The organism is Chloroflexota bacterium (genome assembly GCA_026713825.1).
In the GTDB taxonomy this organism is placed as follows: domain Bacteria; phylum Chloroflexota; class Dehalococcoidia; order Lucifugimonadales; family UBA1127; genus UBA1127.
Genome location: JAPONS010000042.1, coordinates 29,899 through 50,776, shown reverse-complemented (window position 1 = coordinate 50,776; position 20,878 = coordinate 29,899). Strand labels below are relative to the sequence as shown.

Here is a 20,878-nt window from a genome sequence, read left to right as displayed (position 1 = left end):
TAGGTAACGGCGGTTGGCCGTGTCAATTGATGATGGGGTTGGTCAAGTTAGGGTTTGCGGCGGTGGGGGCAGGGGAACGGGGGAACAGTGGCAGGGGCCGGGGAATAGGGGATGCCGTTGGCGGCAGGATTTCTGGATACCGGCATGCGCCGGTATGACGAGGTGAAGGCGGAGGAGGTTATCTGCCCAAGGGCAGGAGCGGGTCTTCCTGGAGGGCCATGATGCGGCGGAGGTCTATGACCTGGTCGCGGAGCATGGCGGCTTTCTCGAACTCCAGGCGCTTGGAGGCTTCCTTCATCTGGCGCTCGTACTCGCGGACGAGACGGGCGATTTCGTCGCGGGAGAGGTCCTGTCCCGCCGCGGGGGCGGTGCGGCTGCCGGGGGTGTACTCGGCCCGGCTGTCAGCGATCTGCTTCACGCGCTCCGTGATGTCGCGGACTTCCTTCTTGATTCCCGTGGGGATGATGCCGTGCTCCGTGTTGTGCGCTTCCTGCAGGCCCCGGCGGCGGTAGGTCTCGTCGATGGCGAAGCGCATGGAGTCGGTGACTCTGTCGGCGTACATGATGACGTGGCCGTCCTCGTGGCGGGCAGCGCGGCCGATGGTCTGGATGAGGGAGGAGCTCGACCGCAAGTAGCCCTCCTTGTCGGCGTCGAGGATGGCGACGAGGCTGACTTCCGGGAGGTCGAGGCCCTCGCGGAGGAGGTTGATGCCTACGACGACGTCGTAGACGCCGAGGCGGAGGTCGCGGAGGATCTCGCTGCGCTCCAGCGTCTCGATGTCCGAGTGGAGGTAGTGGACGCGGACGCCCATCTCAAGGAGGTAGTCGGCGAGCTCCTCGGCCATGCGCTTGGTGAGGGTGGTCACGAGGCAGCGGTGACCCATCTCGACGCGTTTACGCACCTGTTCAAGGAGGTCGTCGACCTGGCCGTTGGTGGGCTTGACCTCGATGGTGGGGTCAAGGAGGCCGGTGGGCCGGATGACTTGCTCGACGGCGCGGGGAACGAGACCTCGCTCGTAGGGGCCGGGCGTCGCGGAGACGAAGACGACCTGGTTGGTGCGCTCGGTGAACTCCGAGAAGTCCAGCGGACGATTATCGAGGGCGGAGGGCAGGCGGAAGCCGTACTCGACGAGGGTCTTCTTGCGGGCGATGTCGCCGTGGTACATGCCGCGGACCTGGGGGACGCTCATGTGTGACTCGTCGATGAAGAGGAGGTAGTCCTCCGGGAAGTAATCGAGGAGGGTCCAGGGGGTGCTGCCGATCTCGCGGCCGCTGAGGTGACGGGCGTAGTTCTCGATGCCGGAGCAGTAGCCGACCTGCTGGAGCATCTCCATGTCATAGCGGGTGCGCTGCTCCAGCCGCGCGGCCTCCAAGACGCGCTCCTGCCGCCGGAGCCATTGGAGGTGCTCGCCCAATTCCTCGTTGATGCTGCGGATGGCGGCTTCCAGCTTCTCCTCGCTGGTGACGAAGTGCTTGGCGGGGTAGATCTCGACGACGTCACGCTCGGCGAGGACCTCGCCGGTGAGGGGGTCAACCTCGAGGATGCGCTCGACCTCGTCGCCGAAGAAGGAGATGCGGAGGGCGAGCTCCTCGTAGGCGGGGAAGATGTCGAGGGTGTCGCCGCGGACGCGGAAGCGGCCACGGGCGAGGTCCATGTCGTTGCGGTCGTACTGCATGGAGATGAGGCCCTGCACGAGGAGGCGGAGGCTGCGGCGCTCGCCGCGCTGCACGGTGGCGACGAAGCTGTAGTACTCCTCGGGGTCGCCGAGGCCGTAGATGCAGGAGACGGAGGCGACGATGAGCACGTCGCGGCGGGTGAGGAGGGCGCGGGTGGCGGCGTGACGGAGGCGGTCAATCTCATCGTTGACGGAGGCGTCCTTCTCGATGTAGGTGTCCGTGCGGGGGATGTAGGCCTCGGGCTGGTAGTAGTCGTAGTAGGAGACGAAATACTCGACGGCGTTGTCGGGGAGGAACTCGCGGAACTCGGTAGCTAGCTGGGCGGCGAGGGTCTTGTTGTGGGCGATGACGAGGGTGGGGCGCTGCACCTGCTCTGCGACCTTGGCCATGGTGAAGGTCTTGCCGCTGCCGGTGACGCCCATGAGGGTCTGGTGGCGATCGCCGCGCTGGATGCCCTCGGCGAGGGCGTCGATGGCCTGCGGCTGATCGCCGGTGGGCACGAAGTCGGAAACAACCTTGAAGTCCGGCACTGCTCGCCTCTTCCTTGTGGTGCCACCATTCTACAGGAAGGGAGGCTTGCGCCCAAGGGCGGAAACAGACGTTCCATTGGTGGCGAATCTTCCGCTCAATCCGGTAAACTAGACCGTGATTCAGCGAGTCAATTGCGCACGTATTCACCGGCAAGTCCGACTGGCGGTAAACATGACTACGACGGGAAACAACGCATACATCAAGCGGAGCCGCCGCTACCTTGCCCAGTCCGAGGAAGAACTGGAGCGGGGTGACTTGTTGCAAGCATCGGAAAAGGGGTGGGCGGCGGCGAGCCAAATACTCAAGGCCGTGGCGGAGGAGCGAGGGTGGCGGCACCGGAACCACAACGACCTGTACAAGGCCATAGACCTAGCAGTAGGTGAGACCAATGATCTGGAATTGCGCTTCCTGTTCAACACTGCGAGCGAGTTGCATGCCAACTTCTATGAGGAGTTCATGAGCGCGACAGCCGTACGGGAGAACATCACAGGCGTGGTCCGGTTTGTGGAGAAGGTGGAAGGCCTGCTTTCAGACAAGTAACGGCCCCGGGTTCCCGACATTCCGGCCATACTCTCGGCTATATTTGGCTACATAACGCTGGCATCCCTCCTCGCGCGGGCGTAGAATGCGGTGCATGAGGATAATGCTGCGCATTCTGGGGCTGGCGTGGCGGCGACCGCGGCACATGACTTCGGCCTACGCGGCGCTCATCGCCAGCAGCGGGTTTGCGCTTGTCGTGCCCCGGCTTCTGGGCGACACCGTCGACGAGGTGCTGCGCGGGGGCAACTTCTCCGAGGTGGTGCAGCTTGCGCTGCTCATCCTCCTGGTCAGCGCGGGGCGCGGCGTCTTCGCGTACGGGCAGACGTACCTCTCCGAGTGGACCGGGCAGCTTGTCGCGTATGACCTGCGGAACTCGATCTTCAACAAGCTGCAGCGGCTGAGCTTCAGCTACCACGACGGGCAGCAGACGGGCGACCAGATGTCGCGGGCGACGGCGGACGTGGAGGCGATACGCAACTTCGTGCAGGGCGGGCTGCTGCGGGCGCTCAACATCTTCATCCTGGTGTTCGGCGCGGCGGGACTGCTCTTCTTCCTGAACTGGCGGCTGGCGCTTGTGGGGCTGCTGTTCGTGCCCATTGTGGCGTACCGGTCGGCGGCGGTGAGCCTCTCGCTGCGGCAGGTGTGGACGTACATCCTGCGGGTCACGGGCAAGATGACGACGGTGATGCAGGAGAATCTGGCCGGGGCGCGAGTCGTGCGGGCGTTCGGGGCGCAGGAGCACGAGAAGCAGAAGTTCGACGTGGTCATCACGGACCTTGCCGAGTCCCACCTGAATGCCAACCGGAAGCAGGTATTCAACTCGTCGTTTATCCAGATCATGTTTGGGGCAGCGACTGCGGCCATCCTATGGTTCGGCGGCATGGAGATCGTGAACGGGAGGCTGACGCCGGGCGAGCTGACGCAGTTCATCTTCTACCTGGGCCTCATCCAAGGGCCCGTGCGCATGTCCGGCATGATCCTCAACAACTTCTCACGGGCCGTGTCCGCCGGGCAGCGCATCTTCGAGGTGCTGGACTCGCCCTCGCCAGTGGCGGACAAAGAGGGCGCGGCGCCGGTGGAGCGGGTGCGCGGGCACGTGCGGTTTGAGGACGTGTCCTTTGCATACGCCAAGGAGCCGGTGCTCGACCACGTCTCGCTGGAGGCCGAGCCGGGGCAGGTGGTGGCGCTGCTGGGCATGCCGGGGAGCGGGAAGACGACGGTCGTGCACCTGCTGCCGCGCTTCTACGACGTGTCCGACGGGCGCATCACCATCGACGGGATGGATACGCGCGACTTCACGCTGGAGTCGCTGCGGCGCAACATCGGCATCGCGATGCAGGACGTGTTCCTGTTCTCGGCGACCATGGCGGACAACATCGCGTACGGGCGTCCCGGCACGACGCGCGAGGAGGTCGAGCGGGCGGCGAAGATCGCGCAACTGCACGACTTCATCGTCTCGCAGCCGGAGGGGTACGAGACGTGGATCGGCGAGCGGGGCATCACGTTGAGCGGCGGACAACGACAGCGGCTGGCCATCGCGCGGACGGTGCTGCTGGCCCCGCCGGTGCTGGTGCTCGACGACTCGACGTCCAGCGTGGACGCGAGCACAGAGCACCTGCTGCGCACGGCGTTGACGGAGGTGATGCGAGGCCGGACGACGTTCGTCATCGCGCACCGGCTGAGCACCGTCCGGAGCGCCGACGCCATCATCGTGCTGGACGAGGGCCGCATCGCGGAGCAGGGGCGGCACGACGAACTCGTGGCTCGGGACGGGCTGTACCGCAAGCTGTATGAGCTGCAGCTGCTGCCGGCGGAGCCGACCATCGACCAGCTCGCCGCCGAGAGCGGGAAGGGCGTGCGGCCACGATGGGCTGGCACGGCCACGGGTTCGGCGGGGGCGGCGGCTGGCGCGGCATGGGGCGCGAGGGCGCGCTGGACGACGAAAGCGAGCTGGGGGCGTTCTATAACCACCGCGTGGTCTCTCGGCTGATCACCTACATCATGCCGCACAAGGGGCTGGCCATCCTGAGCCTGCTGACGATGCTGGTCACCACGGCGACCATCGTGGTGCAGCCGTGGATCATCAAGTTGAGCATCGACGAGCTGGTGGACGCGCCGAGCCGGGGCGACGTGGGCGCGCTGGCGGCGGTCATGGGGCTCTTCGTCGCCAACATCTGCGTGCGGTTCGTGGCGAACTACATGTACCAGACGACGCTGGCGCGCGTGAGCCAGGGCGTGCTGTACACGCTGCGATCGCGCATCTTCGCGCACCTGCAGCGGCTGTCGACCTCGTTCTACGACAAGAACGAGGTGGGGCGCATCATGTCACGCGGGCAGAACGACGTGAACCAGCTCCAGGAGTTCCTGAACCTGGTCATCAGCAGCCTGGCGGACATGCTGAGCCTGTTCGGCATCATCCTTGCGATGTTCCTGCTGGACGTGCAGCTTGCGCTCATCACGCTGACGGTGGTGCCGGTGCTCATCGGCATCATGGTGGCGTGGCAGCGGATCGCGTGGGGGACGTTCATGCGGGTGCGGCAGGCGATCGCCATCGTGAACGCGAATTTGCAGGAGAACATTTCCGGCGTGCGCGTGGTGCAGGCGTTGAACCGGGAAGAGACCAACATGCGCCGGTTCGACCAGGTGAACAACGGCCACCTGGACGCGAACCTCCACGCGAGCAGGCTCTCGGCGGCGCTGATGCCGACGGTGGAGATCCTGACGGCGGTGGCCATCGGGCTGGTGGTGGTGTTCGGCGGGAGCATGGCGATCAACGGGACGATGGAGGTCAGCGTCATCGTGGCCTTCGCGCTGTACGTGCAGCGGTTCTTCGACCCCATTCGGAACCTGACGATGCAGTACACGCAGTTCCAGCGGGCGATGACCTCCGGTGTGCGCATCTTCGCGCTGCTGGACACGCCGGTGGAGGTGGAGGACAAGCCGGACGCCGTCGATCTGCCGCCGGTGCGGGGCGACGTTTCGCTGGACGACGTGCGGTTCCACTACGTGCCGGACGTCGAGGTGGTGCGGGGCGTGAGCTTGGACATCAAGGCGGGCGAGACGGTGGCGCTGGTGGGCGAGACGGGCGCGGGAAAGACGACGCTGGCGGCGCTGCTCAACCGCTTCTACGACGTCTCTGACGGGCGGATCACGATCGACGGGTACGACCTGCGCGACGTGACGCAGGACTCGCTGGCGCGGCAGACGGCGATGGTGCTGCAGGAGCCGTTCCTCTTCTCCGGCAGCATCCGCGACAACATCGCCTACAACCACGCGGAGGCGCCGCTGGAGACGGTGGAAGAGGCGGCGCGGGCTGTCGGGGCGCACGAGTTCATCATGAAGCTGCCGGAAGGGTACGACACGCCGGTGTCGGAGCGAGGGCAGAGTTTGAGCGTAGGGCAGCGGCAACTCATCAGCTTCGCGCGGGCGCTGCTGGCGGACCCGCGGATCCTGGTGCTGGACGAGGCGACGGCGAACATCGACAGCTACAGCGAGAGCCTGATACAGCAGGCGCTGACGGAGGTGTTCAAGGACCGCACGTCCTTCGTCATCGCGCACCGGCTGAGCACGATCCGCAACGCGGACCGCATCGTGGTGCTCGGGCATGGGCAGGTGCTGGAGCAGGGGACGCACGACTCGCTGATGTCGGCGGGCGGGGCGTACGCGAACCTGTACAACGCGTACTTCGCGGCGGGCGTTGGCGCGCAGGAGGCTGGGTAGGGAAAGTTGGGCGGCAGGTTGCCGTATCCGGGCCTATTACTTTTTGCGCTTGCGTCGGTTTCGTTCGCGGGTCTGTTGTGAGGGGCTTGAACGCAAGCTTGGTATATTGGCTTTTCTTGACTCAGCCACGAAGTCGATGCCTCCTTGAGAAGGTATGCGAAATGTGAACTTGGTCTGCCCTTCAGAGTTGGTGACAGCGAAATCGCCACGTCCGATTATGTCCATTCCAACAAGCACATCGAAGTCTCTGAATTTACCGAGAGACACTAGGAGCTCAGGTACTACCACCTTGTTGGGCAAGTAGAGAGAAATGAGGTATCGTGGAACGTCCTCAGCCTCGCCAATGACTTGGACAATAGTACCGGTCCCCTTTTGCTGTAGCCCGCAGGCATCAACTACCTTTTGTGAGATCATACTTCGGGTAGCGCCTGTGTCCCACAATGCGCGAAAGGGGAATGTCTCAGGCTGGGTTCCCGCAGCACTTGCGTCCCAAGCCTTCGATACAAAGCATTCATTGGTCAAGCGGTCTACTAGACCGTTATTGACGGTGACAAAACTGAACGGAGGTCTTGGACTAGCTATACGCGCACCACTCCTGGGGTGTGTAGGACAGTGGTGTAGTCCTTTTCGCCTTCACTCACTCTTTGCAGCAAGTAGGTGCCTTCTTGGTGATACTTCTGCGTTTCTAAGTCGGCGGTCAGGTAGCTGTCGTATTCACCAAGAACCGCACAGTCCTTAATTACAATGACCCTGCCATTGTACTTCTGAACCATTTCTGATTGGTGGGCAAGGTAGAATTCTAGCTCTTTCTTTAGTGCCGTTGCCATGGCCATCCTCCATGTGTAGCCAGGATGGGAACGCCAATTCCCACCCTACCAAATGAGACAATACGTTCCGGGACTTTACAAGTAACTTCAACATTGCACAACCCCCGTGTCTATGTCAATCTGTCCCTTCTGGGGTATTTGGGCTGTAGTTCTGTTTGCCAGCAACCCTGCGTGCCGACCTTTTGCACCTAGGGAGCGACTGGTTTGGGTTGACCTAAGGGTCCACGCCAATTGAGGCACAGAGCATGGGAATCCCCTATTCTTGAGTTCGGATTTCTAGATGGCAATCGTTGCTTTTTGCTGGCTTGGGGAGGCTTCAGTCCTCTCTTGCAGGGACGATGCGGAGGACTTTGTCATCGAAGCGGGCGGGGCTGCCGCGGCCGTCGCGGTTGCTGGTAGTGAAGTAGAGGTAGCCGTCGGGGCCTTGCGCGATGGCTCGGAGGCGGCCGAACTCGTCCTCAAGCAGCTTCTCGTCGCCGACGACTGCCCACCTGCCATCGAGGCTCTCGGCGAAGGTGAGGCGGCGGATGTGCTGCTCCTTCAGGGTGGTGAAGAAGAAGCTGTTGGTCCAGTGGAGCGGCAGCGGCCCGCCGGTGTAGAACGCCGCGCCCGCGAGGGCCACGGTGGGCGTGTAGGTGGTCAGAGGCTCCTCAAAGGCCGTGTTGTCGGACTCGCCGCGCACCTCCGGCCAGCCGTAGTTTGCGCCGGCCACGAGCAGGTTGATCTCGTCATTGTCCGAGGCGCCGTGCTCCGTGATGAAGGGCTCGGCGGTGTCCGGGTGCCAGTCGATGCCCTGCGGGTTGCGATGGCCGAGGGTGAAGAGCGGGTTGCCGGCGATGGGGTTGTCGTCGGGGATGGAGCCGTCGGCGTTGAGGCGGAGAACCTTGCCGGACGGCGACGCGGGGTCCTGCGCGGTGTCTGCGCTCTGGGCGTCGCCCATGGTGACGTAGAGCTTGGCGTCGGGGCCGAAGCGGATGCGGCAGCCGTTGTGATTGCGGGCGCCGGGGATGCCGTCGAAGACGACAGTGTGGTCCGTGCCCGCGCCGTTGGCGTCGGTGAGCCGGGCGATGCGGTTGGTGGGGCCGCGCTGGTCGTCGATGTAGGTGTAGCAGACGTAGAGGTGGCCGTTGTCTGCGAAGTCGGGGTGCAGGGCGATGCCCATGAGACCGGCCTCGCTCTGCGCCCAGACGTCGAGCTCGGCGAAGGGATCCTCGGCGAGGGCGCCGTCCTGCACGACGCGGATGCGGCCGGGGCGCTCTGTGACGAACATGCGACCGTCGGGGGCGAAGGCGATGTCCCAGGGGACACGCAGGCCCTGCACTACGGTCTCGACGGCGTAGCCGCTGGAGGGGACGGTGGAGCCTTCGGTGGCGGTGCCCTCGTCGCCGCAGGCGGCGACGAGCACGGCAATAGTGAGCAGGACGGTAAAGGAAACAGCTGCCCGTGGCCCGCGAATGAAGTGCAAATTGGGCATCAGCGGCTTGCCCTCACGCCCGGCGCTCGGCTGGCAGCCGTCTCATAGGGTTCGTCCGGGGGCAGGTTTGAGCTCTGGGCGGCGGCGACGGCGAGGCGGTCGGCGCGCTCGTTCTCGACGACGCCCGCGTGGCCGCGCACCCAGCGGAAATCGACGTCGTGCGCGGCGGCGAGGGCGAGGAGACGCTCCCAGAGGTCCGGGTTGAGGGCTCGCTCGGTCTTGTTGCGCATCCAGCCGTTGGCCTGCCACTTGCGCGCCCAGCCTTTCGCCATGGCGTCGACCACGTAGCGGGAGTCGCTGTGAAGGGTGACGCGGCAGGGTTGCTTGAGGGCTTCCAGCGCCACGATGCAGGCGAGGATCTCCATTCGGTTGTTTGTGGTCCGGCGGTAGCCGCCGGAGAGCTCCTTGCGGTGGCCGCCTGAGGACATAACGACACCGTAGCCGCCGGGGCCGGGGTTGCCGATGGCGGAGCCGTCGGTGTGGATGGTGACGCGCGGGAGGTCGTTCACTGGGCTTCCATCCCGTCCATGGTGAGTTGGGGCGACGGGGGCGGCGTCTTGCCGGGGGTGTACTCGAGGCCGAGGTGCTCGTAGGCGAGGCGGGTGGCGACGCGGCCACGGGGCGTGCGCTCGAGGAAGCCGAGCTGGAGGAGGAACGGTTCGTAGACGTCCATGACGGTGTCGGCGTCCTCGCTGATGGAGGCGGAGATGGTCTCGAGGCCGACGGGGCCGCCGCCGAATTTTTCGACGATGGAGCGGAGGACCTGGTGGTCGACCATGTCGAGGCCGAGGCTGTCGACCTCCAGGCGCGAGAGGCAATCGAGGGCGACGTCCTTGGTGATGGCGCCGTTGGCGGCGACCTGGGCGTAGTCGCGAACGCGGCGGAGGAGGCGGTTGGCGACGCGGGGGGTGCCACGGGAACGGCGGGCGATCTCGGCGAGGCCGTCGTCGCCGGCTTCCACCTGCAGGATGCTTGCGGAGCGGGAGATGATCTGCTGGAGGTCTGCGGTCTCGTAGAACTCGAGGCGGTGGACGAGGCCGAAACGGTCACGCAGGGGGGCGCTGACCATCGCGTACCGGGTGGTCGCGCCGATGAGGGTGAAGGGCTTGAGGTTGAGGCGGAGGCTGCGTGCGCCGGGGCCCTTGCCGATGACGATGTCGATGGCGAACTCTTCCATCGCGGGGTAGAGGACCTCCTCGACGACGCGGCTGAGGCGGTGGACCTCGTCGATGAAGAGGATGTCGTTGGGCTGGAGGCCGGTGAGGACGGCGGCGAGGTCGCCGGGGCGCTCGATGGCGGGGCCGGAGGTGATGCGGACGTTGACGTCCATCTCATGGCCGATGATGTGGGCGAGGGTGGTCTTGCCGAGGCCGGGCGGGCCGTAGAGGAGGACGTGTTCAAGGGCCTCGCCGCGCTGGCGGGCAGCGGTGATGCCGATGGTGAGGTTCTCCTTGACGCGGCCCTGACCGACGTAGTCCGCGAGGCGCCGGGGCCGCAGGGTGCGGTCCAGCCCCGTGTCCTCTATCTGCTCCGCGCTGGAAACCAACCGCTCTTCCATAGGCTCCTGTGCGCCTGACTGTTGCAGTCATTCTAGCAGGGAGGCGTCACGGAAGGTACGTGCGCGCCAAATGCCCGCAATGCTTGACAGCCGCGCAATCTTGCCCTATATCCTATCACCGCCCAAACGGCGCACGAGCGTAGCGGTACGCCTGTGCCCGGCGGGCGGAAAGGAAGGGAAGCCATGAAGATTGGTTTCTACGACGACTTCAAGCCGTGCATCCTCAAGGACGACGGTGTCGTGGACATCTCCGCACAGGTGGGACACCTCGACGAGGGTGACCCACAACTGTACATGGAGCGGATCATCGGCGACTTCGACAGCCTTCGGCCTGCGCTGGAACAGGCGGCAGCTTCGGGCGCGGTGACGCCGCTCGGGCAGGTGCGGCTGCGCCCGCCGCTGCCGCGACCGGGCAAGGTCCTCTGCGGCGAGGGGAACTTCAAGGAGGGTGTCGACGTCGACCCGCCCAAGCCGCTGCGCACCTTCTTCAAGTCGCCCGACGCGGTCATCGGGAACGGCGACACGGTGGTGTTGCCGACGTTCCGGCCGGTCATCTTCAACCACGAGGCGGAGCTGGGGGTGGTCATCGGCAGGGAGGCCAAGCGGGTGTCGCCGGATGACGCGTTGAACTACGTCTTCGGGTACACGACGACTGTCGACGTTTCGGCGCGCGCGCCGGAGGCGGACGAGGCGGAAGTGCCCGGCACACCGCCGTCGCACTACGACAAGAGCTTCGACACGTTCCTGCCCATGGGCCCGGCCATCACCACCGCGGACGAGGTGGCGGACCCGAACAATCTGCAGATCAAGTACTTCGTCAACGGCAAGCTGCGGCAGGACTACAACACCAGCGACATGGAGGCGGGGATCGCCAACATGATCGCGACGCTGTCGCACGTCATGACGCTGAAGCCGGGCGACCTGATCATGGGCGGGACGAACCACGGGAACCTGGGCCCGCTGCAGGACGGCGACTTCGGCGAGGTCGAGATCGAGGGACTCGGACGGCAGGGCCACAACATCGTGGACTCGATGAAGCGGACGTGGGACCCGGACGCGCTGCGGGACCCGGCGCTGAACGCGGCAAACCGCGAGGCGCAGAAGGGACAGGCCAACACAGGCTCGTGGCCGTTCCAAGCGCCGTACAACCCGTAGGTCACCGACCAGAGGACGACAAGCGTTGTGCCCGCGCCTGCGCGGGCACGATAAGCCAGGCAATTCAGCAAGAGGAGAGAGGCCATGAAGATCGGGTTCTACAACGACTTCCAGCCCTGCATCGTCAAGGAAGACGGCGTCGTGGACATCACGGAGGCTGTGGGGCACCTGTCGATATCGTCACCGCAGCGCTACATGGAGCGCATCATCACGAACTTCGACGAACTGCGGCCGGCGCTAGAGCTGCTGGCGCAGGGCGAGTCGATTCCGATGGAGAAGGCGTGGCTGCGAGCGCCGGTGCCACGACCGGGGAAGGTGCTGGCGGGCAACGCCAACTACAAGGAGGGCGTGACCATTGACCCACCGCGGCCGCTGAAGACGTTCTTCAAGTCGCCGGACGCGGTCATCGGCCCCGGCGACACCGTCGAACTGCCGGCGTACAACCCGGTGATCTTCAACCACGAGGCGGAGCTGGCGGTGGTCATCGGCAAGACGGCGCACAACGTCTCGGAGGACGAGGCGCTGGACTACGTCTTCGGGTACATGACGGCTGTCGACGTCTCGGCGCGGGCGCCGGCGGAGGGGGAGTCGCAGCTGCCGGGCGACTACGGCAAGAGCTTCGACACGTTCCTGCCCATCGGGCCGGCCATCACCACCGCGGACGAAATCGAGGACCCGAACAACCTGCAGGTCCAGTACTGGGTCAACGAAGAGCTGCGGCAGAACTACAACACGAGCGACATGGAGCACAGCATCAAGTACGTGATCGCGGCGCTGTCGCACGTGATGTCGCTGAAGCCGGGGGACGTGATCCTCGCGGGGACGAACCACAGCGGGCTCGGGCCGCTGCAGGACGGGGACTACGCGGAGATCGAGATCGAGAAGCTTGGGCGTCAGGGACAGCGTGTGTCGGACGAGTACAAGCGCTCGTGGGACCCGCACGTGGTGCGGCTGCCGCACGAGATGGCGGAGCGTCGCGAGGCGCTGAAGAGCCAGCCGAACAACGGGACGTGGCCGTTCCAGCCGCGCGGCGGTTAGGGGCTGTTTCGAAGGAAGACCAAGGGGGCGCTCCCATGGGAGCGCCCCCTCTAGTTTGGCTCGCCAAGTTTCCTCACGTGTCAGGCGGCGGGGATGTCCGTAAGCGTGAAGTCGTTGCCCTTGAACAGCAGGGGCTCGCCGGTGTCTTTCGCGAGTGCGTAGGAGAAACAGTCGCCGAGATTCAGGGCGGCGGGGTGGTTGCCCCTGCCAAACCGCCGCCAAGCGTCGCGGGCCAACTCGGCCTGCTCGAGCGTGACGGGGGCGAGTTCAATGCGCATCTCTCGTAGCAAATTGTCTAGCCTGTACCCTCCTGCGTTCCCACCACGCCCTTCCATAACCATTGAAGCTTCAACGTAATTGACCACCGAAATACTGCAACCGGCAGCATTCGCGATCTTTCGCCCAAATCCATCGGCTTCATTCTCTCCCAATAGAATGGCTACTACGACTGATGAGTCAACGATCACTTTGGCAACCCGTTCTCATCGTAGAGCCAGTCGCCGATGTCCGTCGAACCGGGTCCAGTGGTGTTGTGAAAGAACTCAGCGGACTCGCGACTAATTTCCATAATTCGACGATAGCGAGCTTCAGAATCGCCTTTTGCCGGTTGGCGCCCCACCCGATCCAAGCGCTCACGGAGGGCGACGGTGATGGCGGCGGTCATGGTCTCGCCGGTGAGACGGGCCAACTCGCCGGCGAGGCGGCAGGTCTCCTCGTTCTTGATGTTCAGGCCCATCATTCTCCCCCAGGGTAGAAAAATTGCTGCTGCTTCTACCATATGCTCGTGCAGGTGTATTTGCAAGTTGGATACGCTTCTGTAGCCCCAACGTGTCGTTGACACCTCACTGCGAGCGGGATACCTTGAAGCCCCATTCTACGTGCAGGAGCACACATGACTATCTTTGTGTCTGGTTCCCTAGCCTATGACCGGATCATGAACTTTCCCGGCCGGTTCTCGGACCATATCCTGCCGGACCGGATCCACAACATCAACGTGAGCTTCAACGTGGACAGCATGGTCGAGCGTCCGGGCGGGTGCGCGGGAAACATCTCGTACTGTCTGGTGTTGCTGGGCGAGCAGCCGCTGACGCTGGCGACGCTGGGGCGGGACTGCCGCGTCTACCTGGACTGGATGGAGGAGAACGGCGTGGGGGTGAGCGGAGTCCGGGTGATCGACCCGGAGCGGACGGCGAGCGCCTATATCATGACGGACCAAGGCGACAACCAGATCACGGGCTTCCATATGGGCGCCATGCTCCACTCCGCAGACTTTTCCTTCGACTTCTACGACATGTCAAACGCGTTGGGCGTGGTCTCTCCCGGCAACCTGGAGGACATGGCCAACTTCTCGCAGTACTACAAAGAGAACGGGGTGCCCTATGTCTTCGACCCGGGCCAATCCCTGCCCGCGTGGACGGCCGACGGGCTCCGGGAGTGCATCGACGGGGCGACGGTGCTCATCGCGAACGATTACGAGATTGGGCTGATCGCCAACATGACGGGCCTCGACGAGAGTGCTCTGGCGGGGCTGGCCAAGGCGGTCATCGTCACCAAGGGCGAGCATGGGTCCGAGCTGCGGGTTGGCGGCGAGGTCACGCCGATTCCCGTCGTGACGCCGCGGCAGGCGCTCGACCCTACGGGAGCGGGGGACGCGTACCGCGGCGGGCTGGTCAAGGGCATGGTGGAGGGCAAGACGCTGGCGGAGGCGGCGCTGATGGGCAGTGTGTGCGCGTCGTTCGCCGTCGAGGTGCAGGGCACGCAGGAGTACCGGTTTACGATGGACGAGTTCAATGAGCGGCTGGCTGGGGTGAAGGCGGGGTAGGGGGCGTTCGCCCTTCGATTTCCCTCAGGGTGAACGGGCGAGGGACGGAGTCCCCTTCGACAGGCGCTTCGAGAGCCTCAGGACAGGATCAGGGCGAATGGATACGAGGGGCCGGAGTTACGTAACTCCGGCCCTCGCGCGTATAATCGGGCTATGGCGACCACCAATGGTGTGACGGTTACGCTCCGGCTGTTCGCGGTGTACCGCGAGCGGGTGGGGAGTGACTGCATCGAGGTCACGCTGCCTGCGGGGGCGACGGTCGAGGACGCGCTGAATTGCCTCGCGGAGTCGCATCCGGTCACCGTCCCGCTGCTGGCGACGACGATGGTTGCCGTGAACCAGTCTTACGTGGAGCGCTCGGAGCCGCTGCGGGCCGGGGACGAGGTGGCGCTCATTCCGCCGGTGTCAGGCGGGCTCGACTACCCCAGCCCGAACCCTCGCATCCTCATCACGGACGAGCCGCTGGACGCCGAGAGGGTCACGGCGATGGTGATGAACACGGCGAACGGGGGCGTCGTCACGTTCCAGGGCGTGACGCGGGACGAGACGGGCGGGCGCAGCGTGGTGCGGCTGGACTACGAGGCGTACCCGGAGATGGCATACAAGACGCTGCAGCAGATCTTCGACGAGGTGGAGGAGCGCTGGGGCATCACAGACGTGGCGCTGGCGCACCGCATCGGGCGGCTGGAGCTGGGCGAGGCGAGCCTGGTGGTGGCAGTTGGCGCGGCACACCGGGAGGAGGCCTTCGCGGCGACGATGTACATGGTGGACCGGCTCAAGGAGATCGTGCCCATCTGGAAGAAGGAACACTTCGAGGACGGCTCCGTGTGGGTTGCTCTTGGTTCCGCAGCGCCGCCCGCTGACTGGACCGGCTCGGAAGCGACTACTAGCTAGCTCGGGCCTCGGGTCGAATTACCTCTCACCGGCCTCGGCTGCCGCTTTTGCCGCCGACAGTTTGGGCGGCTTGGCGAGGAGCGAGCAGCCGACTGCCAACACCGTTACCCCGATGAAGATGGGAATGATCGTGTTGTAGTCGCCGGTGACGTCGAAGAAGATGCCGGTGATGAGGGGGCCTCCCCCGCTGGCGGCGATGCGTATCGGCGCGACGATGCCCCTGGTGCTGCCGAGGAAGCGGCGGCCAAAGTAGACCGCGTAGGCGTGGGAGCCGAAGAGGCCCTCGCTGCGGCCAAGGCCGAAGACGAAGGCGTAGGCGATCACGCTCCACGTTGTCGACACGGTCAGCAGCAGTATCAGCGCGGCGACGTCGAGGGTCTGGCTCATAGCAATGCAGTAGCGGATGGGTATTCGCGCGGCCATCCACCCCCAGAAGAATTTCACCAGCAACGCCACGGTTGTCAGCAGGATGATGGCGGCGGCGGCAAGGCCCGCCGAAAAGCCCTTGTCGGTCAGGTAGGGGACCTGGTGCAGGGTGATGCTGGTGGTCATGAAGATGGTGAGGTTGAGGCTGAGGGTTATCAGCCAGAGCGAGGGCGTGCGGACGGCCTCGGCCATGGTCCAATCGCGCTCAACGGGGTTCGCCCTGGGCGTTGCCGCGGGCTGAGCTGCGGCGTCCGACTCGGGTGGCGGGGGCCGTGGGAGCTCGCCGTCGGGGCGCAGGCCGATGTCCTCGGGCATTCGGCGCATCACGAGCCACGACGGCACAAGGAGCACGACGATGGTGATGACGCCGAAAATGACGAAGGCGCTGCGCCAGTCGAACTGGGAGATGAGGAGGGCGGCAAGCGGGGCCATGAGTATGCCGCCGAGGGGGATGCCGGTGCTCGTGATGGCGAGCGCGAGGGCTCGGTGGCGGACGAACCACTTGGCGACGACGGTGCTGGTGACTTCGCCGCCGGCGAGGGCGAGGGCGAGGGAGCGGAGGACGCCGAAGACGAGGTAGAAGCTGAGGAGGCTGCCGACCCACGCCATGCCGATGGTCGACATGCCGGCGATGATGATGCCGAGGGCCATGAGGGCCTTCGGGCCGTAGCGATCGACGGCCATGCCGATGGGGAGGGCGAGGGCGCCCATGATGACGGCGCGGATGAGGAGGACGGCGGAGGTCGCGCCGCGGCCGATCTCAAGCTCCTCGCTCATGGGCTTGAAGAAGAAGCCGAACGCGTAGGTCTGGAAACCGGAGAGCAGCATGGACGACGTGACCGCGATCCCCACGATATACCAGCCGTGGAAAATGCGGGGATGGCGGGAAGGGGCGTCTACGGTGTCAGCCACGCGGCGCTCCAATCAGGATGCAGGAAGTGTACCACAGGGGCGCCGCACAACTGGTGTTTGTGCAATCCTTCACAAGTGCAGATACGAAATTGGCGGCGAAATCCGTATTGTAGGTATGAGGGGCCGTTGATACGATAGATATACGGTTTTAAATACGTGGAGGGATCGCATAGTGGTCTAGTGCGGGCGCCTGCTAAGCGCTTGGGGGCCTAACCGCCCCTCCAGGGTTCGAATCCCTGTCCCTCCGCCACCCACGATTCTCCTTCAGGCAGCGTGATGGCAATTCAAGAAGCACAGTGGACGGCTACCCGTATCCAGCAGCCGGAAACGGCGGCGGTGGCGCCTCCGATGCCGGGCGCGGGAGACGGGACGCCCACGAGCTATCACATCTGGACCATCGGTTGCCAGATGAACAAGGCCGACTCCGACCGGCTCGCGAGCGCGCTGGAGCAGCTTGGCCTTCGGCCCGCCCCCACGGCGCAGAACGCTGACGTCGTCGTCTTCAACTCGTGCGTGGTGCGGCAGAGCGCGGAGGACAAGGTGGTGGGCGCGCTCGGCATGGCGAAGTCTCTGAAGCGGCGAAACCCGGAGCGCATCGTGGCGTTGATGGGGTGCATGGTCGGGCCGAAGAAGGACTCGCTGGAAGCGCGCTTCGGGCACGTCGACGTGTTCATGCAGCCGCAGCAGTACGCGCCGCTGCTGGAGCTGGTGGGCGAGCGGCTGGGCGTCGACTACGAGGGGTGCATCGGGCCGCTGACGGACGCGCACGCCGACGTGACGAGCTATATCCCGATTATCCAGGGCTGCGACCTCTTCTGCAGCTTCTGCATCATCCCGTACCGGCGCGGCCGGCAGGTGAGCCGCACGCTGCCGGACGTCGTCCGCGAGGCGGAGCTGCTGTCGGCGCGGGGCGTCCGCGAGGTCACGCTGCTGGGGCAGACGGTGGACGCGTACGGGCACGACCTGCCGGGCGACGACGACCTGGCGGACCTGCTGTACGCGCTGAACGACGTGTGCGGGCTGGAGCGCATCCGCTTCCTGACGTCGCACCCGATGTACATGAGCGACCGCATCATCCGGGCGGTCGCAGGGTTGCCCAAGGTGTGCGAGCACATCAACCTGCCCATGCAGGCGGGGGACGACGAGGTGCTGTCGTCGATGCGGCGGACGTACTCGGCGGACGAGTACCTGTCGACGATCGAGCGCATCCGGTCGACGGTGCCGGGCGTGGCGTTGAGTACGGACCTCATCGTCGGGTTCTGCGGCGAGACGGAGGAGGCCTTCGAGGCGAGCTACCGGCTGCTGGAGCAGGTGCGCTTCGACAAGGTGCACGTCGCGCAGTACTCGACGCGGGAGGGGACCATCGCGCACCGCACGCTGACGGACGACGTGCCGCAGGAGGTGAAGCGCCGTCGGCTCAAGGCTGTCGACGCGCTGCAGGAGCGGGTGGCGACAGAGATCAACGAGCGGCTGCTGGGCGAGACGCTCGAGGTGCTCGTGGAGGGCCGGGACAAGGGCAAGTGGCGCGGACGAACGCGCACGGACAAGCTGGTGTTCTTTGAGGACGCGGGGGACTTCCACGGGAAGCTGGCCCGCGTTCGCATTACGAAGACATCGCCGTGGTCGCTGCAGGGCGAGCCGGAAGCGGTGTAGGCGGGAGGAAGCACATGGCCCTGGAACTACCGGTTGCCGACAGTAAGCTGCGAAATCCTCGTGTGCCCCTGACGGAGCTGGAGCAGTCGGCCTTCTGTCAGGTCGAGCCGCTGGAGACGAAGCCGCTGGCGGAGGAGCTGAACGCGGGCGTCCGCTGGCAGCGACTGCCGGACGAGTACGTCAACCTCACGCCCGCGCAACTGACTGAGCGCATCGACGCGAACCGCGCGGCGCTGGGGAGCAGCACGGTGATCCTCGGGCACCACTACCAGCGCGAGGACATCATCCAGTTCGCGGACTTCCGGGGGGACTCACTGAAGCTCTCGCAGTTTGCGGCCGAGCGGCAGGAGTCGAACTTCATCATCTTCTGCGGCGTGCACTTCATGGCGGAGACGGCAGCGGTGCTCGGCGGGGCGCACCAGCGAGTGGTGCTGCCGAACATCAACGCGGGGTGCTCGATGGCGGACATGGCGCCGACGGGCGACGTGGAGGACTGCTGGGACGACCTGATGGAGACGCTGGGCGAGGGCTCGGTCATCCCGGTGACGTACATGAACTCGACGGCGGAGATCAAGGCGCTCGTTGGGCGGAACAACGGGGCTGTGTGCACGTCCTCGAACGCCGGCAAGGTTGTCGCGTGGGCGTTCCAGCAAGGGAAGCGGGTGCTGTTCCTGCCGGACCAGCACCTGGGGCGCAACACGGGGCTGAAGATGGGCATACCGGTGGACGACATGCTCGTCTGGAACCCCTTCCGGCCGCTGGGCGGACACACAGCGGAGGCGCTGGAAGCGAGCAAGATGATCCTGTGGAAGGGACACTGCTCGGTACACACTCGGTTCACGCCATTGCAGGTGGCGAAGGCGAAGGCGGCGTACCCGGACGTCAACATCCTGGTGCACCCGGAGTGCCCGATGGAGACCGTCGAGCTGGCGGACTACGTTGGGTCGACGGAGCTGATCGTGAAGACGATCGGCGAGGCGGCGCCGGGGAGCGTGTGGGGCGTCGGGACGGAGATCAACCTCGTGAGCCGGCTGGCGCACGAGAACCCGGACAAGACGGTGTTCTGCCTGGACCCGGTGGTGTGCCCGTGCTCGACGATGTACCGCATCCACCCGGCGTACCTGCTGTGGGTGACGGACGAACTGCTGGCTGGCCGGGTGCCGAACCGGGTGACCGTCGACGAGGAGACGGCGCACTACTCGAAGCTGGCGCTGGAGCGGATGCTGACGCTGGTGTAGGTGCGCGGGTCATTCGACACGCGGTCAGGGACAAGATTCGAAGGGGCGGGACTACCGCCCCTCGTCATTAGAGCGATCTGTCGACTAAGGGCTGAGGAGGGTGCCAGTGACGACAACCAAGGCGAAGATCAAGCGGCTGACGCACCTAGTGATCCGGGTGCGGGACGTGGAGCGTTCAGAGCGGTTCTACACGGAGGTCATGGGGTTCCACGTGACGGCGAAGTATCCGGGGATGGTGTTCTACGCGACGGACGACGAGGTGTCGACGCACGACCTCGCGACGCAGGAGATCGGGATGGACGCGCCGGGGCCGCAGCCGAACCGCGTCGGGATGTACCACATGGCGTGGCAGGTGGAGACGCTGGAGGACCTTCGGGGGTTTCACCGGCGGCTGCGGGAGCTCGAGGTGCCGATCGTGGGGTACGGCGAGCACGGGCTGGGCTTCGGCATCTACTTCCTCGACCCGGACGGGAACGAAATCGAGGTGGTGTACGAGCTGCCGAAGGAAGAGTGGCCGGACGGGAAGCCGCAGCTTCGGGGTCGGGTGCCGTTTGTGGTGGAGCTGGACTAGACGGGGGTAAGTGGAGGTTGTGGTGGCGGAAGAGGAACAGGAAATGCAAATCTTTACTGACGGAGATGTGACGGAAGCAATTCTTGATGTCTTCGAGAACGCTCGTAGCGAAGTGGTTGTCGTCACACCTTACCTTGACCTGAGTACCCGTGCCGAAACTGCCATCCAAAGGGCTCGACAGAGAAACGTCGAAGTGACATTTGTTGTCCGTAAGCAGAGGCGAAAACCCAACTTCAAGGCCAGCCTAAGTGTGCTCCGGAACAACAACATCAAGGTTTGGGAACTGAACCGTCTTCATGCAAAGATCTACTACAACGACTCAACTGTACTTCTGACTTCAATGAACTTAATTCGGTCTTCCATGGACAAGGGCCGCGAAGTGGCCTGCATTCTTGGCGACAGCACCAGCAAGTTGCAGGTACGGAACTACGTTCAAGGACTAATCGAGGAGGCCAGGAGGCCGCAGCGTGCGTCCAAACCGGTAGCCGCACAGGCCGCGTCCTTTCTCGGTAGGGTATTCACAGGGTTGCGTAGCTGGACGTATGGACAGGGCGGGGCCGTGCGGGAAGGCTTTTGTATTTCCTGTCACGAGGACATTGTCTTTAACCGAAGGTTCGCGCTTTGTGCGGAGCACGCCGCCCTGTGGCAAAGGCGCTTTAGTGGGAACTACTGTCACAAGTGTGGCGCGTCTGCCAAGACCACAAAGGCCAAGCCCTTGTGTGATTCTTGCTATGCCCACCATAGCGCCTAGCATTTGCACGGACAAAGAGCGTTCGCCATGACTACACAACAGTATGACTACATCGTCGTTGGCAGCGGGATTGCCGGGTTGTACTCGGCGGT

At 64.8% G+C, this 20,878-nt stretch carries 19 protein-coding genes and 1 tRNA gene; 12 read left to right on the top strand and 8 right to left on the bottom strand.

The window, feature by feature from the left end; genetic code table 11:
• Window positions 1-178: 178 nt before the first annotated feature.
• Window positions 179-2,206 (bottom strand): excinuclease ABC subunit UvrB, encoded by a 2,028-nt coding sequence (uvrB, locus tag OXC99_04980; protein MCY4624342.1) that lies wholly within the window; start codon window positions 2,204-2,206, stop codon window positions 179-181.
• A gap of 172 nt (window positions 2,207-2,378) precedes the next feature.
• Here uvrB and OXC99_04975 point away from each other — a divergent pair, with 172 nt between their 5' ends.
• The 3 genes from OXC99_04975 to OXC99_04965 all read left to right on the top strand — a co-directional run bounded on the left by OXC99_04975 (window position 2,379) and on the right by OXC99_04965 (window position 6,467).
• Complete coding sequence (locus OXC99_04975; protein ID MCY4624341.1) at window positions 2,379-2,747, top strand: PaREP1 family protein; 369 nt, start codon at window positions 2,379-2,381, stop codon at window positions 2,745-2,747.
• Window positions 2,748-2,841: 94 nt separating this feature from the next.
• Window positions 2,842-4,737: an ABC transporter ATP-binding protein gene (locus OXC99_04970; protein MCY4624340.1), complete on the top strand. Its 1,896-nt coding sequence runs from the start codon at window positions 2,842-2,844 to the stop codon at window positions 4,735-4,737.
• Window positions 4,662-6,467 carry an ABC transporter ATP-binding protein gene (locus tag OXC99_04965; protein MCY4624339.1) on the top strand — a complete coding sequence of 602 codons (1,806 nt, stop codon included), beginning with the start codon at window positions 4,662-4,664 and terminating at the stop codon, window positions 6,465-6,467. The genes OXC99_04970 and OXC99_04965 overlap by 76 nt, the downstream gene beginning before the upstream one ends.
• 578 nt (window positions 6,468-7,045) lie before the next feature.
• Here OXC99_04965 and OXC99_04960 read toward each other — a convergent pair.
• The 4 genes from OXC99_04960 to ruvB form a co-directional block, all read right to left on the bottom strand.
• Window positions 7,046-7,294, bottom strand: a complete 249-nt coding sequence (locus tag OXC99_04960; GenBank protein MCY4624338.1) for a hypothetical protein — start codon at window positions 7,292-7,294, stop codon at window positions 7,046-7,048.
• 316 nt (window positions 7,295-7,610) lie between these two features.
• Entirely contained in the window at window positions 7,611-8,768 is a 1,158-nt protein-coding gene (locus OXC99_04955) for a PQQ-dependent sugar dehydrogenase (GenBank protein MCY4624337.1), read from the bottom strand.
• The gene (rnhA, locus tag OXC99_04950) at window positions 8,768-9,277 is read right to left on the bottom strand and encodes a ribonuclease HI (GenBank protein ID MCY4624336.1); all 510 of its coding nucleotides are present in this window, start codon (window positions 9,275-9,277) and stop codon (window positions 8,768-8,770) included. The genes OXC99_04955 and rnhA overlap by 1 nt, the downstream gene beginning before the upstream one ends.
• Window positions 9,274-10,326: a Holliday junction branch migration DNA helicase RuvB gene (ruvB, locus tag OXC99_04945; GenBank protein MCY4624335.1), complete on the bottom strand. Its 1,053-nt coding sequence runs from the start codon at window positions 10,324-10,326 to the stop codon at window positions 9,274-9,276. Before ruvB ends, rnhA begins: the two co-directional genes overlap by 4 nt.
• A 183-nt stretch (window positions 10,327-10,509) precedes the next feature.
• Here ruvB and OXC99_04940 point away from each other — a divergent pair, with 183 nt between their 5' ends.
• Window positions 10,510-11,481: a fumarylacetoacetate hydrolase family protein gene (locus OXC99_04940; GenBank protein MCY4624334.1), complete on the top strand. Its 972-nt coding sequence runs from the start codon at window positions 10,510-10,512 to the stop codon at window positions 11,479-11,481.
• Window positions 11,482-11,565: 84 nt separating this feature from the next.
• On the top strand, window positions 11,566-12,519 hold the full coding sequence (locus OXC99_04935) for a fumarylacetoacetate hydrolase family protein (protein MCY4624333.1): 954 nt from the start codon (window positions 11,566-11,568) through the stop codon (window positions 12,517-12,519).
• Between the two features lie 80 nt (window positions 12,520-12,599).
• On the opposite strand, the gene OXC99_04930 is transcribed toward OXC99_04935, so the two are convergent.
• Both OXC99_04930 and OXC99_04925 read right to left on the bottom strand, forming a co-directional pair.
• The gene (locus OXC99_04930) at window positions 12,600-12,986 is read right to left on the bottom strand and encodes a type II toxin-antitoxin system VapC family toxin (protein ID MCY4624332.1); all 387 of its coding nucleotides are present in this window, start codon (window positions 12,984-12,986) and stop codon (window positions 12,600-12,602) included.
• On the bottom strand, window positions 12,983-13,255 hold the full coding sequence (locus OXC99_04925) for a type II toxin-antitoxin system VapB family antitoxin (protein MCY4624331.1): 273 nt from the start codon (window positions 13,253-13,255) through the stop codon (window positions 12,983-12,985). The genes OXC99_04930 and OXC99_04925 overlap by 4 nt, the downstream gene beginning before the upstream one ends.
• A gap of 156 nt (window positions 13,256-13,411) precedes the next feature.
• Between OXC99_04925 and OXC99_04920 the strand changes: the two genes are divergently transcribed.
• Entirely contained in the window at window positions 13,412-14,341 is a 930-nt protein-coding gene (locus OXC99_04920) for a carbohydrate kinase family protein (GenBank protein ID MCY4624330.1), read from the top strand.
• 153 nt (window positions 14,342-14,494) lie between these two features.
• Complete coding sequence (locus tag OXC99_04915) at window positions 14,495-15,235, top strand: MoaD family protein (GenBank protein MCY4624329.1); 741 nt, start codon at window positions 14,495-14,497, stop codon at window positions 15,233-15,235.
• Between the two features lie 18 nt (window positions 15,236-15,253).
• Here the strand turns inward: OXC99_04915 and OXC99_04910 are convergent, their stop codons facing one another.
• Entirely contained in the window at window positions 15,254-16,573 is a 1,320-nt protein-coding gene (locus OXC99_04910; GenBank protein MCY4624328.1) for an MFS transporter, read from the bottom strand.
• A 158-nt stretch (window positions 16,574-16,731) separates the two neighbouring features.
• Here OXC99_04910 and OXC99_04905 point away from each other — a divergent pair.
• The 5 genes from OXC99_04905 (at window position 16,732) to OXC99_04885 (ending at window position 20,786) form a co-directional block, all read left to right on the top strand.
• Window positions 16,732-16,823, top strand: a tRNA-Ser gene (locus OXC99_04905).
• A gap of 26 nt (window positions 16,824-16,849) precedes the next feature.
• Window positions 16,850-18,226: a tRNA (N6-isopentenyl adenosine(37)-C2)-methylthiotransferase MiaB gene (gene miaB / locus OXC99_04900; protein ID MCY4624327.1), complete on the top strand. Its 1,377-nt coding sequence runs from the start codon at window positions 16,850-16,852 to the stop codon at window positions 18,224-18,226.
• Window positions 18,227-18,240: 14 nt separating this feature from the next.
• Entirely contained in the window at window positions 18,241-19,464 is a 1,224-nt protein-coding gene (gene nadA / locus OXC99_04895) for a quinolinate synthase NadA (protein MCY4624326.1), read from the top strand.
• Between the two features lie 106 nt (window positions 19,465-19,570).
• Window positions 19,571-20,035, top strand: coding sequence for a VOC family protein (locus OXC99_04890; GenBank protein ID MCY4624325.1), 465 nt, complete (start codon window positions 19,571-19,573; stop codon window positions 20,033-20,035).
• A 22-nt stretch (window positions 20,036-20,057) separates the two neighbouring features.
• Window positions 20,058-20,786: a phospholipase D-like domain-containing protein gene (locus OXC99_04885; protein MCY4624324.1), complete on the top strand. Its 729-nt coding sequence runs from the start codon at window positions 20,058-20,060 to the stop codon at window positions 20,784-20,786.
• Window positions 20,787-20,878: the final 92 nt, after the last annotated feature.

Coding starts and splice junctions, on each gene's coding strand:
- OXC99_04975 (MCY4624341.1), top strand. CDS start 2,379: ATGACTACGACGGGAAACAACGCATACATCAAGCGGAGCCGCCGCTAC.
- OXC99_04970 (MCY4624340.1), top strand. CDS start 2,842: ATGAGGATAATGCTGCGCATTCTGGGGCTGGCGTGGCGGCGACCGCGG.
- OXC99_04965 (MCY4624339.1), top strand. CDS start 4,662: ATGGGGCGCGAGGGCGCGCTGGACGACGAAAGCGAGCTGGGGGCGTTC.
- OXC99_04960 (MCY4624338.1), bottom strand. CDS start 7,294: ATGGCAACGGCACTAAAGAAAGAGCTAGAATTCTACCTTGCCCACCAA.
- OXC99_04955 (MCY4624337.1), bottom strand. CDS start 8,768: ATGCCCAATTTGCACTTCATTCGCGGGCCACGGGCAGCTGTTTCCTTT.
- ruvB (MCY4624335.1), bottom strand. CDS start 10,326: ATGGAAGAGCGGTTGGTTTCCAGCGCGGAGCAGATAGAGGACACGGGG.
- OXC99_04940 (MCY4624334.1), top strand. CDS start 10,510: ATGAAGATTGGTTTCTACGACGACTTCAAGCCGTGCATCCTCAAGGAC.
- OXC99_04935 (MCY4624333.1), top strand. CDS start 11,566: ATGAAGATCGGGTTCTACAACGACTTCCAGCCCTGCATCGTCAAGGAA.
- OXC99_04925 (MCY4624331.1), bottom strand. CDS start 13,255: ATGGGCCTGAACATCAAGAACGAGGAGACCTGCCGCCTCGCCGGCGAG.
- OXC99_04920 (MCY4624330.1), top strand. CDS start 13,412: ATGACTATCTTTGTGTCTGGTTCCCTAGCCTATGACCGGATCATGAAC.
- OXC99_04915 (MCY4624329.1), top strand. CDS start 14,495: ATGGCGACCACCAATGGTGTGACGGTTACGCTCCGGCTGTTCGCGGTG.
- miaB (MCY4624327.1), top strand. CDS start 16,850: ATGGCAATTCAAGAAGCACAGTGGACGGCTACCCGTATCCAGCAGCCG.
- nadA (MCY4624326.1), top strand. CDS start 18,241: ATGGCCCTGGAACTACCGGTTGCCGACAGTAAGCTGCGAAATCCTCGT.